At 43.4% G+C, this 14,079-nt stretch carries 13 protein-coding genes; 7 read left to right on the top strand and 6 right to left on the bottom strand.

Annotated features, from left to right (window positions below):
* Nucleotides 1-145: 145 nt before the first annotated feature.
* Nucleotides 146-1,384: a tryptophan synthase subunit beta gene (trpB, locus tag F6K52_RS07250; RefSeq protein ID WP_364416477.1), complete on the bottom strand. Its 1,239-nt coding sequence runs from the start codon at nucleotides 1,382-1,384 to the stop codon at nucleotides 146-148.
* A gap of 155 nt (nucleotides 1,385-1,539) precedes the next feature.
* On the opposite strand from trpB, the gene F6K52_RS07245 reads away from it, so the two are divergent.
* Nucleotides 1,540-1,896, top strand: coding sequence for a DUF4342 domain-containing protein (locus tag F6K52_RS07245; RefSeq protein WP_293075835.1), 357 nt, complete (start codon nucleotides 1,540-1,542; stop codon nucleotides 1,894-1,896).
* A gap of 405 nt (nucleotides 1,897-2,301) precedes the next feature.
* Here the strand turns inward: F6K52_RS07245 and F6K52_RS07240 are convergent, their stop codons facing one another.
* Nucleotides 2,302-2,571 (bottom strand): LuxR C-terminal-related transcriptional regulator, encoded by a 270-nt coding sequence (locus F6K52_RS07240; RefSeq protein ID WP_293075833.1) that lies wholly within the window; start codon nucleotides 2,569-2,571, stop codon nucleotides 2,302-2,304.
* A gap of 197 nt (nucleotides 2,572-2,768) precedes the next feature.
* On the opposite strand from F6K52_RS07240, the gene F6K52_RS07235 reads away from it, so the two are divergent.
* The 3 genes from F6K52_RS07235 (at nucleotide 2,769) to F6K52_RS07225 (ending at nucleotide 6,339) form a co-directional block, all read left to right on the top strand.
* Nucleotides 2,769-4,505, top strand: coding sequence for a serine hydrolase (locus F6K52_RS07235; RefSeq protein WP_293075831.1), 1,737 nt, complete (start codon nucleotides 2,769-2,771; stop codon nucleotides 4,503-4,505).
* Nucleotides 4,506-4,888: 383 nt separating this feature from the next.
* A complete protein-coding gene (locus tag F6K52_RS07230; protein ID WP_293075829.1) occupies nucleotides 4,889-6,154 on the top strand; it encodes a class I SAM-dependent methyltransferase in 1,266 nt (421 codons plus the stop codon).
* Between the two features lie 62 nt (nucleotides 6,155-6,216).
* On the top strand, nucleotides 6,217-6,339 hold the full coding sequence (locus F6K52_RS07225; protein ID WP_293075827.1) for a hypothetical protein: 123 nt from the start codon (nucleotides 6,217-6,219) through the stop codon (nucleotides 6,337-6,339).
* A 279-nt stretch (nucleotides 6,340-6,618) separates the two neighbouring features.
* Here the strand turns inward: F6K52_RS07225 and F6K52_RS07220 are convergent, their stop codons facing one another.
* A complete protein-coding gene (locus F6K52_RS07220) occupies nucleotides 6,619-7,443 on the bottom strand; it encodes an SDR family oxidoreductase (protein WP_293075825.1) in 825 nt (274 codons plus the stop codon).
* Nucleotides 7,444-8,128: 685 nt separating this feature from the next.
* Between F6K52_RS07220 and F6K52_RS07215 the strand changes: the two genes are divergently transcribed.
* Nucleotides 8,129-8,476 (top strand): hypothetical protein, encoded by a 348-nt coding sequence (locus tag F6K52_RS07215; RefSeq protein ID WP_293075823.1) that lies wholly within the window; start codon nucleotides 8,129-8,131, stop codon nucleotides 8,474-8,476.
* Nucleotides 8,477-8,484: 8 nt separating this feature from the next.
* Here the strand turns inward: F6K52_RS07215 and F6K52_RS07210 are convergent, their stop codons facing one another.
* The 3 genes from F6K52_RS07210 to F6K52_RS07200 form a co-directional block, all read right to left on the bottom strand.
* Nucleotides 8,485-10,023, bottom strand: a complete 1,539-nt coding sequence (locus tag F6K52_RS07210) for a DUF3084 domain-containing protein (protein WP_293075821.1) — start codon at nucleotides 10,021-10,023, stop codon at nucleotides 8,485-8,487.
* A 759-nt stretch (nucleotides 10,024-10,782) separates the two neighbouring features.
* Nucleotides 10,783-11,421 (bottom strand): GUN4 domain-containing protein, encoded by a 639-nt coding sequence (locus tag F6K52_RS07205; protein WP_293075819.1) that lies wholly within the window; start codon nucleotides 11,419-11,421, stop codon nucleotides 10,783-10,785.
* 243 nt (nucleotides 11,422-11,664) lie between these two features.
* The gene (locus tag F6K52_RS07200) at nucleotides 11,665-11,859 is read right to left on the bottom strand and encodes a hypothetical protein (protein WP_293075817.1); all 195 of its coding nucleotides are present in this window, start codon (nucleotides 11,857-11,859) and stop codon (nucleotides 11,665-11,667) included.
* A gap of 261 nt (nucleotides 11,860-12,120) precedes the next feature.
* Between F6K52_RS07200 and fraC the strand changes: the two genes are divergently transcribed.
* Nucleotides 12,121-12,681: a filament integrity protein FraC gene (fraC, locus tag F6K52_RS07195; RefSeq protein ID WP_293075815.1), complete on the top strand. Its 561-nt coding sequence runs from the start codon at nucleotides 12,121-12,123 to the stop codon at nucleotides 12,679-12,681.
* Between the two features lie 8 nt (nucleotides 12,682-12,689).
* On the top strand, nucleotides 12,690-13,790 hold the full coding sequence (locus F6K52_RS07190) for a DUF5357 family protein (RefSeq protein ID WP_293075813.1): 1,101 nt from the start codon (nucleotides 12,690-12,692) through the stop codon (nucleotides 13,788-13,790).
* Nucleotides 13,791-14,079: the final 289 nt, after the last annotated feature.

Genomic DNA, 14,079 nt, shown 5'->3' with positions numbered 1-14,079 from the left:
AATTTTGACCAATGGTGTTGGCATGAGCAGGCTGGCAAAAAGCTACGCTCTAATGTCTGGGAATTTTTAATTTCTGGGAATTACTGTATCGTAGTTTACAATTTACCCTTGACACTTAACATGTCCTACTTCTTTTTTTATTTTCTTAATCTTTCGAGGTCTGATCTGAGATAAATTTAGCAACGGTTTGCACATCCTTATCACCCCGACCGGAACAGTTAATCACGATTTGGGGATTACCACTGAGTTGGGGACACAGAGTTTCGAGATATGCGATCGCATGAGATGTTTCCAGTGCCGGTATAATTCCCTCCAGCTCAGACAACCGTTGAAACGCAGCCACCGCTTCTTTGTCTGTAACACTATAATACTCTGCCCGACTGCTATCCTTCAAATAGCTATGCTCAGGACCGACACCAGGATAATCCAAGCCAGCACTAATCGAGTGAGCTTCGATCACCTGACCATCTTGGTCTTGGAGTAAATAACTCATTGCCCCGTGCAACACTCCTGGTCGTCCAAGAGTGAGGGTAGCCGCATGTTTAGCAGAATTTACACCAGCGCCTGCTGCTTCCACGCCAATCAACCGCACAGTGGGTTCATTAACAAACTCATGGAACAGACCCATGGCATTGGAGCCACCCCCAACACAAGCTAACAATATATCCGGCAAACCGCCCCATTTTTCCAAGCATTGAGCCCTAGTTTCCTGGCCAATCACAGCATGGAAATCCCGCACCATTTTTGGGTAAGGATGAGGACCTGCCACTGACCCAAGGATATAGTGAGTGGTTTCCACATTTGTCACCCAATCTCGAATCGCTTCCGAGGTAGCATCCTTGAGAGTACCGGTTCCAGCGGATACCGGTTGCACCGTTGCTCCCAGTAGACGCATCCGAAACACATTCAGGGATTGCCGTTCCATGTCCTGAACGCCCATATAAATGACGCATTCGAGACCAAACCGAGCACATACTGTTGCGGTAGCCACACCATGCTGACCCGCTCCCGTTTCAGCAATGATGCGCCGCTTACCCATGCGCTGGGCTAACAATGCCTGAGCCAGAGCATTATTTATTTTGTGAGCACCGGTGTGATTTAAATCTTCCCGTTTTAGATAAATCCGTGGTCCACTACCATCAGATTTGGTATAGTAGTTACTCAGACGTTCAGCAAAATACAGAGGACTAGGACGTCCCACATAGTCTCGTAGCAGTTGTTGTAGTTCCTGTTGGAAATCCGGGTCATTACGGTATTGCTCAAAAGACTGCTCTAGTTCACTCAGAGCAGGCATCAGGGTTTCTGGAACATATTTACCACCAAATTTCCCAAAACGTCCCAAAGCGTCCGGTTGTTGGGTGTGGTGATCCCTATGGTCACCGATACTAAGGGGTAGGGGGGTTTTAGTCACAGCGGTGTCAAGCAATTATAGAACGAACATCTCGACTATTTATTATAAAACCCAAAATCCTCTACCACCAGTCCTATAGCATTTTGTATCAACATTAACAATTATTTTTGAGCTAATGTAGAAAAGTAATGACCATAATTACAACTACGGTGTCTAAGCAGCCTACCATGAATGAACCAACTGATCAACAAATAAACAATCACTCCAATTCCATAGAGCCAGATGTTCAGCCAAAGGTCAGTGTCGAAGAATTCAGTATTAGTGGTAATGACCTGATTGACAAAGTTAAAGACCTAATTAATCAGGGGAATATTCGCCGAATTATGATCAAAAATGAGCAGGATCGGATTTTGTTGGAGATTCCGCTAACTTTTGGAGTATTAGGAGGAGTGACTGCTATTTTCTTGGCTCCTTGGTTACTCGCCCTCGGAGCGATCGGAGCATTGGCGGCTCGATTGAAAGTAGTGGTAGAACGAAAGGAATAGTGGTCTAGATATCGACGATATCTACCCAACGCCTAAATAGGTATGGGGGATATTACACAAAGATTGCGCGCGATCGCTAAAAATATCTTAAGATATACTTAAGATATACCTTGAGCGGTCAACTTTGAGTGATCAGCTTTTAGATATCAGTTTTTAGTTATCAGCAGTCAGCCAAAAGTTTAGAAGTCACTCTGGACAAGTAAACTAATTATGCCAGTGTGACTTATATAATAATGGGTTTCTTGCTCAGTCGCTGGGCGGTTGCGAGTGGCACCGATGTAATGAACTGGTGACTTGATCAAAGCCACCTGAGCAAAACTGCCTAATCCTAGCTTCAAGCCGACTGTGAAAACTATCAGTTAAGTAATGATTCAATAGTCTCCGGGACTGGATGAGTGATTGGTATCACTTGGTTTGACCAGGGGCTGGTAAAGGACAGCAATTGACATCATTCAAGCAAACTTTGCCCCACTTTAAGGCCCAACGAACCAAACCAACCCGGTTATCAGTGGAGGTTTTGGTCAGAATGTTACTGATATGATTATCAACAGTGCGCTTACTGATTGCCAGCTCCTGAGCAATCTCGAGATTGGTTAAACCAGCCGCTACATGTTCGATGATTTGCACTTCCCGCTGAGAGAGAGTTGCGGTAGTCTGGGATTTACCACTAGCCATAAGTAATTTTTCTCTAGTAGATATACCTATCTTATCTAATTTTACCGCCAACGGTGAACCGCTTCACGATATCTGCTATGGGTGAATGAATAGATTATCAGTAAACCGGACAAAGAGGAATTGCGGAAAGGGGAGTGGGAGGAGTGTGGGAAGTGTGGGAAGTGTGGGAAGTGTGGGGAGTCAGATGAGCAACTGGCGTGGAAACTTCTGAAATAAACATCAATGGAGAGCCACTAATGGAAGGTCTTAGTGATTTTATCAACGAGAGAATGGAAGAGTGGAAAGTCCCAGGGCTGGCTGTCGCTATTGTTCACGATAGCGATATCATCTTTTGTGAAGGCTTTGGTTTTAGGGATGTAGAAAAAGGCTTAAAAGTAACCTCTAAAACCCTCTTTGCCATTGGGTCTTGCACTAAAGCGTTTACCACAATGGCTATGGGCATCTTGGCTGAGCGAGGAAAATTAAATTGGGATAAACCGGTTAGACATTATCTGCCCACGTTTAAATTATACGATTCCTATGCTAGTGAACACATGACTCTCCGTGACCTAGTCACTCATCGTTCTGGCTTACCCGGTCATTTTTCCATGTGGTATAACAGTCCTTTCACTCGTAAAGAAATAGTTGAGCGCTTACAGTATCTCGAACCTAATCATGAATTGCGGAGTGTCTATCAGTATCAAAATTTGATGTACATGACGGCTGGCTACTTAGTCGGTCAAATTGCCGAGAGCAGCTGGGAAGAATTTGTTCAGCAGGAAATTTTTAATCCCTTGTCGATGGTAGACAGCAATTTTTCCGTTGTCAAATCCCAGGAGACTGACGATTTTTCCCTTCCTTATCGAGAGAAAGATGACGTAGTTAAAGCCATCCCATTTCGCAATATCGACACGATTGGTCCTGCTGGCTCTATTAATTCCAATGTTACTGATATGGCGAAGTGGCTTCTACTCCATCAAAACCAGGGAAACTATGAGGATAAGCAGATTATCAACCCTGATCTTCTTACTGAGATGTATACGCCACAAATCGTGATGCCGTCATCCCTTGGGTATCCGGAAATCTGGCATTCCTCTTATGGATTAGGATGGAACCTCACTGCCTACCGAGGTCATAATCACGTTCAGCATGGGGGTGGTATTGACGGATTTTTTGCCCTGACAACGTTGATGCCTCAAGATAAAATTGGTGTGGTAGTTCTCACCAATCTCCAAGGAACCGAATTGCGAAGTATTATAACTTATCACATTTGCGATCGCTTGCTCGGTCTCGACGAAGTTCCTTGGAATGAAAGGATTAAGAGTAAGCTTGAGGAAGCTAAACAAGCGGCTGAACAAGGCAAACAGAACACCAAACCACAGCCTAAAACTGGCACTCAACCCTCACATCCCCTAGAAGATTACACAGGAGATTTTGAGCATCCCGGATACGGAATAGTTTCCATTGCGCTCAAAGATCAGCAGTTAACGGCAACTTATAATTCCATCGTTGCGGAACTAAAGCACTACCACTATGATAGTTTTGAATTACTATCAGAGGGTTCTGATAATTTTCAACTATTATCATTCTTTAATGACCCCAAAGGAACTATTCAGAGACTGTCCATACCTCTAGAACCGAAGGTGAGGGATATTGTATTTGAACGAATCCCTGACCAAAGCATTTTAACCACTAGTTTTATGGATAAATTTGTGGGTGACTATGACATTTCTGGTCAATCTATGACTATCTTGATAAAAGATAATAAACTATTTATGTCATTAGCTAGTCAGCAAGAGATAGAGTTAGTTCGTTACCAAGGAACCGAATTTTATTTTAAGGATTTACCAGGATATAGTATTAACTTCACTATGGATAATGGTGGGGTGGTGACTCAAGCAGTGATTACTCAACCCAAGGGCGTATTCACGGCTAAGAAAAAAGTGTCTACTTAAGCTATAAAAAAGGGAGTAGGGAGTAGGGAGTAGGGAGTAGGGAGAAGAAAATTGACGTAAGCTATCAGCTATCAGCTATCAGCTATCAGCCTATGCGCACGCTACTTGAGCTGCTAATGCGCTACGCGCACGCGTGCGCGTTCAGCTTTTGAATAAGCGATGCAGCAAGGGAACAGGGGGTTTCCCCCATGAGCGACTGGATCAAGACAACAAGTCAGCATTCCAATAATGCTGAGTTACCTCCCAGCATCGTTCGCACAGCGTGGCCAAACGCGCCCCGCGTGGCCTTTTGGCCAAGGCCAAAGCCTGTGCCACAAAGCTGACTGCTGAATGCTGATAGCTGAATGCTGATAGCTGAATGCTTACCTTTTGCAAGAAGTCTCATGACTAATTTCTTGAATTCAAACCTTCCATCTACTCAACCCCTACCCCAGGTAATTGCTAATCACATTGCTACAGCACCCAAGCAGCAAATTACCTTTGCCCAGTACATGGACTTAGCACTATACCATCCACAGCTAGGTTACTACGCCAGTGGTGCAGTTAACATTGGTTCATCAGGAGACTTTTTCACCTCACCCCACCTAGGAAAAGACTTCGGGGAATTACTTGCTGAACAGTTTGCCCAAATGTGGGATATCCTCGAACAACCATTACCCTTTACCTTGATGGAAATGGGAGCAGGACAGGGACTCCTAGCCGCAGATGTTCTAGTTTACTTGCACCAGCACTACCCAGATTGCTATGGTGCCGTAAATTACATCATTGTGGAAAAAGCAACAGCAATGATTGCTCAACAGAAGCAGCTGTTGTTGAAACTAAAACTACCATTACTCGACAATCACCAGCCCTCGTTACCTGTGCGGTGGTGTTCTTGGGAAGAAATAGAAGACAATTCCCTGACTGGTTGCTGTTTTTCTAACGAATTGGTTGATGCGTTACCGGTACACCAAGTTGTGCTGAAAGCAGGAGATCTCAAAGAAATCTATATTGGAACAGTTGAGCAGGATGGCGATGAAATTAAGTTTGTAGAAGTTTTAGATACCCCTTCTACACCGCAACTGAGAGAGTATTTTGATTTGGTAGGTATTAATTTGTTTTCTGGTTCCTATCCAGAGGGTTATCGCTCTGAGGTGAATCTCGCCGCACTGGATTGGATGAAAACAGTTGCGAAACGGTTAAACCAGGGATTTGTCCTAACCATTGATTATGGCTATCCAGCCCAAAAGTATTATTTGCCAGCCCGTGATCAGGGAACATTACAGTGTTATTATCGCCACCGGCACCATAATAACCCCTATAGTTATATCGGCGAACAAGACATTACTGCTCATGTGGATTTTACTGCCTTAGAGCGACAAGGAGAGTTATGTGGTTTAGGTAAGGTAGGTTTCACCAAGCAAGGGTTGTTTCTAATGGCATTGGGATTAGGCGATCGCATAGCTGCCCTTTCTGATCCCACAGAAGGGGGAAATGCGAACGCAACAGCACAGGATGTGATCAACATTATGCAGCGTCGCCAACGGTTACACCAGTTGATCGATCCAACGGGATTAGGTGGCTTTGGGGTTTTAATTCAAAGTAAGGGATTAACCCCATCAGCAGAAAGGATGGCGCTTAAGGGCTTAACCGTACCACCGATCAGCTAATAGGGCTGGGCGCGGGGAAATAGGAAAGTGAAGGGAGTGTGGGAAAATGGGGAGATAGGGACATGGGGAGATTTTTATTAAGCGATGCAGCGCGGTCTTGGGGAGGCAGCGCCGCCAAAGGGGGTTCCCCCCATGAGCGACTGCCGTTGGTTTCCCCCATGAGCGACTGCATCAAGACAGGGTAATTATCGGTTCTTATAGTAATCAGGTAAACAAGATTTTTTCCCGATTCCCGATTCCCGATTCCCAATTCCCGATTCCCAGGGCGTGCGCTTTCCGTAGGCGAATTAAATTCGCCACGGGTCGCACCGCTCCCTAAAATCCCAAATCCTATATATCACAAAAAATTCACACTTATTTTAGATAGTGTATTTGTTGAATCTTGGCTAGAGGCGATTCATGCACCAATCGCCTCGTTCCTTTTATTTAGGTTTTCAGTAAACTAATCCCACCGAGTAATCAGATTAGAAAATTTTTTCTGGATGAATAAACTGGTAACCTGCATCAATTATTTTTTTATTTGACACTCGGGCATTGTAAGGTCGGGCTTTAGTAACGGATGAATCCCAGGATACAGAGGGTAAGTTGTGCTGTTTAAATACTTTTTCAAGCAATTCTTGATAAGTCAGTATTTGGTCATCTACTAGGTTATAAATCCCTTGTAGTTGGTGAGAACGGACAAATTCTATCGCACCAACTATGTCATCTAGATGAATCCAATTGGTGACTTCTTGACCCGAACCCTCACGAGTAGTACCTGCAAATCGACCAAATATTTTGACTAGTTCCCGCTTCGGACCATAAATTCCTCCCAGACGCAGGATACAAACCTTCAGATTAGGATTGGATGCTGATAGTAATACCTGCTCAGTTTCCGCCAGAATTTCATAATTGGGACTAGGGGGAGCAATCGGTGATGTTTCGTCTACCCAGCCTCCCTGTCGATCACCATAGACAGCATAGCTTCCGGTGTAAATTAGCTGTCGTACCGTAGGAGCGGTTTTGAGCACAGAAACTAAGGTTTCGGCTGTGTCTAAGTAGGTTTCTTGATAGACCTTGGCACTGGCAGCACCCACAGACAGAAGAATAATCTCCTGGTTTTTCACTACCGATTCTAGACCAATAGGGTCATTTCCTTTAACCACAACCACTCGGTCAGCGATTGTTTCTAGTTCTCGAAGGCGCTCAGGGGTAGTAGTGGTTACTGTAGTTGATAACCCTAACTCTTGATGCCAAAGGTGAGCAACTGCACTACCAACGTATCCACACCCAATGATTGCTACATTCATGCTTAGTATGTTTGAAAATTAGATTATTATAAAAAATCTTACCTTCGCGCAAGCTTTACCCCTTGGGTCTTTCCTTGAAAACTCCGTCTTTTTACAACGGGGATTAAACGTGAGCGTGTAGGGCGGTTTTAAGCGCCGTGGATAGTTTTCTTGACATCTGAATCTAATTGCGTTAAAATAATCCTGGATTAAAAGGAAGTTTTAATAAGAGTAGGAACGAAAAAGTTAGCAAGTAACAAAAGTTAAAAAAACAATAAGTTAATAAACTAATAAAGTAATAAACCAATCAGTTAAACCAACAAGTTAAACCAATAATTTAAAAATAAGTTAAAAAAACAATAAGTTATTGGCCAAATCCTTCGTTCGTACAGTAAAGTAAAAAGTATCGTCAGAGATAGGGTACTGCATAATCCTTGCCTAACAATTTGGTAACCTAAATCGGCTTAGAAGCAAAAAACTAATTAGCTATCAACAGCCGTTTTGAGAAACAAGTTACAGCAGGTAATGCGGAAAACTTGGTCAATAAGACCTAAAACCCTTAGGGAGGTTTGCCCTCTAGCGTGGTTGGTATAAACCTGTCAGGTTATGGCAAGTCGATGAACCGAGAATCCCCCGTGGGAGCAATCCCTCCCACGGGGGAATGTCAAGATAGAAAAGTTTAGCTATCAGCAAGCCCCAGGTCTATATGGCTCGCTACACCCGTTCGATTAAAATAACTATTTCCCTTGATCGTCTTCTGCCTTTACTGATTGAGGTTCTAAAATCCTGTGATTTTGAAATTCTCTATGAGAGTGATGACTATATAATGGCAAGAGAGAGTCCGGGTAATATATCCTTTACCAAGCTGGTGACAGTGGACGTATTAATTGACAAATCCAAAGCCACTGCTCAACAAGTGCCCATCAATTTTGTCGTCAAAAATGAAGAGTTACCTCTACAGGTTAATAACCATTGTCGGCAAATATTTGAGCTACTTCAGGAGGCAGTTAATAACAATCCCGATTGGCAAGTTGCGGAGGAGCTAGCTACTTAACAACCTAGCTAGTTAACAATAGTTTTAAAAACATTTTCTCCATTGTAGGTCGCTACCAGCTGCATTTTTAAAGGACCAGCTGTGTAGGCAGTTTCTTGGGCAATAGCCTTGACATTAAGGGGTTGGCCATACTTCTCCAGCTGCTCAATAAAGTTGATGAGGGTGGTCAGCCGACCATCTCCAACTTGAATATCACCCAAAATCCCAGCGCGACGGGCACGGAACTCAGAGGCTGCCAATAACTGATCGAGGCGCTTGCGGATTTGCTCATTGGTCATAGTTGAGGGATTAGTGGAAATGGTAGCAAGGACATCACCCCCCTTAAAGACAACCTGATTGAGGGCTGCATCTGCAAATACTTGTATTGATTTTTCCCCCTCAACGTAGTTACCCGCTGAGAGAATTCGCACCACGTAGTCTCTACCATCTTGAATTTGCTCGATTAACTGATCCACTTGTGCTTGAGTAATTTGCACCAGTGGCTCTTTGAAATTACTACTACTAGCACGGGTAATGTCTACGGCTGTCTTATTAGCTTGGCTCAACAGTTGATCAACAGCTTGATTTACGGCTGTTGGATCGACAATTCGTACTACTCCAGAAGTGAGTACCTGACCACGAATTAAAGCAACATTTCCCTGACGCAGTACTTGATAATTCTGATAGTACTGTTCTAGAATTTCTAGTTCCCGTTTTAGAAAAGCCAGTTGTTTTTCTTGTGATTCAAGTTGTTTATTACGTTCAGCAAGTTGACGCTCTTTTTGTTTAAGTTCTTGTTCGAGTTGTTTAAGTTCTTGTTCTAGTTGTTTTAGGAAAGTTTCACGCTGAGCAATGACTTGATCTCGTTCAGCAATTTTGCGGTCAAATTGTTTTATAGCTTGGTCTTTCTCAACCAGCTCCTGATCCCGCTGTTGGATCGTTTGGTCTTGTTTGAGGATAGCTTGGTCTCGCTCCTGGATAGCTTGGTCTAACTCCAGCATTTCCTGATCCCGTTTTTTCACCAATTCTTTTAATTGAGTGATTTGGCTCTGGAGTTGGGTAATTTGTTCATTGAGTTGATTCCGCTGTTGGATTAGCAGCTGACGTTCTCCTAGGAGTGACTTAATTTCAGTACGCAGCACTCCAACCTGAGCAGAGACATCTTTCAGTTGATTTTGAGCCTGTTGGAAATTTCGATTGGTTTCATCTAAACGCTTCTGAACCTCTATTTGCTCTGCTTTGGCCTCCTCTAACTTCTGCGCTACTCGATTTTTCTCATCCTCTAATTGGCTGACCTCCCGGCGAGCACTTCTAAGTTTTTTGAGGATATTATCAAGTTCAAAAATCCCATCCCGTAGAGACTCGCTGGTGGCAAACAAAATCCCCAAGGTCGAGGCAGAAATTAAGCCACCGGTGATAATTGTTACTACCGTGGCAGTGGTACGGGGACGTAGATTAAATAAACTCAGCCGTGCTTTTCCTACTCGTGTACCCATGCGATCGCCTAAGGTAGCGAGTAACCCCCCCAACACCAAAATTGAGGCTATCAGGATATAAGCGCTGGTCATCTAAAGCCTCACGGGAGAGTGGAAACTACTATTATTTATGTGGTCATTTATCTGGTGAAGGAAACGCGAGGAGGCGATTTTAACTGTTGTCAAAGTACTACAATAATAGTTATACAAAAAAAACCTTAAGGTTGGCTGGGACTCCCAGTAGTGGGAGCTTCCACTGAAAAGACAATCAATGGAAATTATTGATTGGCTACAGGCACCTAGTCTAATTTTAGCCCCTGCAAGCAAAGGCTTTAAGGCTAGTGAATCAAACCAGATACTTACAAACCACATACTTAAAGGTAACCTGAACCCCCACCACCGTGAGAGAGTAGCGGTAATTGGCACTGCCTGATGGACTGCAAGCCTATTGGTGTTACGGCAGGTGAAGTTGATGTGATTGTTTCGAGCAATGGCTAACATTTGTTAGTTAACTCCTCCGAAGAATCTGCGCCTATGGAAGAGCGCAGAGTTTCAATACTCCATTGTTGTCGATCCAGATACAGCCTATCTCATAGCCGTAGAGAATTATGTTTGTTTATGGTAAACGCTCCAAAAGATTTATCCACTTCCAGGACCAGCAGTAGGGAGTGGGGAGTAACCCATACACTAACAAATCATCCCTAGTTTGTACAAAGCGCGCTCCAAACAATAGACCTGGTAGTTTTTAGTTATCAAACTAACCTTGAAATCCCTAAAATGTTTATTGAATTTGTAGCAAAGATTTTTGTTTAAAATTTTTGTTTAAAGAATTATTTCCTTGGGCTGTAACGCTTATATGCTACACTCTAATAGTCTTTGCATTAATGAATTATACCACGCCTCACACCCTACCCGAGATAACCACACGATACCGGATACAGACCGATGATTACTCCAGATAAATGCCATACAGACGGGTAGGTGTCCCATCTGGGCATCTAGATTCCATTTGATTTTACTATAGGCTATCCACTCTCCCCTCACTCTCCAACCGATGCGTTCACCTAGCCTAACGCAGTCTCCTCCGGCCTCTTTATAAATGGACTGCTGAACACTAAGCCCAAAGTGTCCTTGGCTGTATCTTACCCAAAGCTGGTCAATGGTCAGCAGGTCAGCACAAGGAAATGTTTTGAGCGACTCTATATCTAGCCATTTTTCAGCTTCTCGACCTGCTGCTTCCAAGAGTACCCTGGCTGTCTCTAGGTCGGCTTCTTTCCACTTGCCTGCTGCTAGTACGTCTCGCAGTTTAGTGTAGTCTACTCCTTTTTCAGAATGCAGTTTGAGTTCAGGTTCATAGTGATTTCGTGTCATAGGTTTGCGCCATGATGATGGGAGTTGATCAGCAAAGATATAGTAAAGATCTAGTTTTGGCTTGTCTGTCAGGTGTGGGGTACACCCATCAACCATAGCATTGCCCCAGGAGTCAACCACCAGACACTGACCCCTAGTGGTAATTCAAAATTCAAACTTCAAACTTCAAAATAAAGAAAATCAGTTCGCGCAGCGTGGCCTACGGCCTTAATTTTGAATTAATTAATTCTGGGTACAAGCCCCCACTGAATTTTCGCAACTTGGTCTTCAATCAGTGGCGGGTACAAGCCCCCACTGATTGTCATTTTGAATTAATAATTTTTAATTTTGAATTGGAGCGTTCGCACCTCAAGTAGCCGCGACCTAGGAGCATCCCGTAGCGTGGCCTACGGCCAATCGCATCTTTACAGATGTTCCTTGTCGTGCTTCAATGTATAGCCTGTGGTTATGGAGTTTAACAGAAAACCCGCCAGAAGCGTGATTTGCGCGGTCTTGGGGAGCCAGTGCGGTCTTGGGGGTTTCCCCCATGAGCAACTGGCGTTCCCCCAGCGACTGCATCAAGACAAAGGCTTAGGGGTAACACCCCTCATTCAATTTCACTACCAGTATCCGAAAATTACTGGTAGTCTAATAAGCGTGAACATTAGACCTGCTCCCGTTTAGTTGCTCCATTTGTGTTGACGGTTGACACAAAATAATCAACTATAAAGTGTCAACATAAAGTGTCAACAAAACCAAGTTTCACCGAATCGTGCAGGTAAAATGTGGCTCAAACGGGTTTTTAATGCAAATTCTTACGTTGGAGCAAACCTATAAATTATGGCACCTGTATTGCCCCTACAGACGGTCGTGTTTCAAACTCTCTTCCTGCTGGTGGTAATTGCGGTGGAAGGGATAGTCTTACAACGAGGGCTAAAACTCAACCGCAAAACCAGCATGCAGCAAGCAGCATCGATTAATCTACTTTCCACCATTGTAGGTTGGTGGTGTTTTTTTGCCCTTCACGACCAACTTCCTCAGGGATTTCAAGACCAGATAATAAGTTATATCTTTTTCGATCACTTTTCAGAGGATAAGCCAAACAATTTTTATGCTCTTATCGCTATCAGTGTGATCGCAATTTTCTTTATTTCCTTTATTATTAAGCTGGCAGGGCTGAGGTTACTCAAAATCTTTTTAGAACTAGCTGAAGATCAAGCAACTGCTTCCAAATCGGCTTCTGATGAGGAAAAGTCATTATCCTTTAGGCGCTCTGGTCAGAGAGGATCGGGTGGGGAAAATCGAGCTATGGTTGTCCTCATTGCTAATTCCTGTAGCTATAGCGCTATCTTACTACTTTTGTTTCTGCGTTTCCTTTCTGTCAACCCCATTACTGGATAACTAGCGTCGTGAAATTTTTCACATCCTTCTTCGAATTTGTCATTGGCTTAGCGGTGGTAGACTGGGTGGTAAATTTACTGAAACCTCCCAAGGCATTTTCCTGGCAGGCTATGATGTGGCTCACTGTGTTTTCTTATGTAATGGCAGGGTTAGCCACTGGATTTGTACAACGCCTGATAGCAAGCTGTGGTGGTATTTTATTTATTTTATTTGTTTACTGGGTAACGGCAGCGGCGGCTAAGCTAAGAATTGCCAAGAAGAAAAAAAAGGCCAAGACAGGCTTGCCCCTAGGTCCCTGGATTACTGGCGCTTTAACTAGTATTTATCTATTCGGCATCAATTTAAACCTTGGAGAATACCAGCTCGGAATTGAGGGGATAAGTACCTATTTATTGGGCATCGACTCAGGGGAATTATCATCCTTGGCGTTCATTAGTTGGCCATTGATATCAGCCGTAATTGCAAGTTTACCCTATATTTTAGCAGTAGAATTTAAGGTAAAAAAACCCTCTCCAGCAGAACGTCAATATCTAGTTATCTTATTCGGTAGCCAGCTCCTGATTAGCTGCTGGATACAGTTTTATTTCGTGATTCAAAACTGGCTAGTGCAATATCCTAGCTTACTGAGTGATAATTTTATCCATAGTTCCTTTGTATGGAAATTGCCCTCTGCCCAAGTCACTATGGTATCTAGAGGTGTATCGATATTAGAGGGGATGGAAGTTCAATTGAAAGAAGAGTTGAATGAAAAATCTTGGTCAGAGGTTGAGAAATCCCTGCTTAAAGTAAATCACCAAAAGTTGCTGAAGGGGATTGAATATCAAGCCAAACAAAGCTCACCGGTTGCTGAAGACCCTCTATGGAAAGTGACCTATAAATTTTCATCCAGGGAGTCTGGGTATGACTATAACTTAGACTTGCAGGCTAATTGGAACGGCCCCCGTTCAAATCCTGACACGAAACCTGACTATTATTCCTTCACCAAGTCTTGTCGAATTAAGCAGGTGGATGGGCTATCCGGGTTAGGTTCTCAACCAATTGGTAATGTGGCATGCCAACCCTCTAAGGCAGGGGAAATGGAGGTGTTTGCTGACCAAGGAAAACGGTAAAAAATAAAATTAAAAAGACTTGCTTGCATCCAGTAAACTAGAAAATAGCAAGTAGTAAATAGCCAATAAAAAACAGCAAATACTAAATAAAAGATAGCAAATACTAAATAAAAAATAGCAATTATCACATACCAAATCACCAATGACCAATGAGGAACAATAAATTCCCATTCGTGCTATGAGGAACAATAAATTCCCATTCGTGCTATCAGGAAACTGGGAACGTGTAGCAGCACGAGGATACTATCAGCCCTCCAAATCGGAAGAGAACACGGGTCTGAACTCCAGT

It is taken from the genome of Moorena sp. SIO3H5 (genome assembly GCF_010692395.1).
Classification (GTDB): Bacteria; Cyanobacteriota; Cyanobacteriia; order Cyanobacteriales; family Coleofasciculaceae; genus Moorena.
This window is presented reverse-complemented; position numbering and strand designations above follow the sequence as displayed.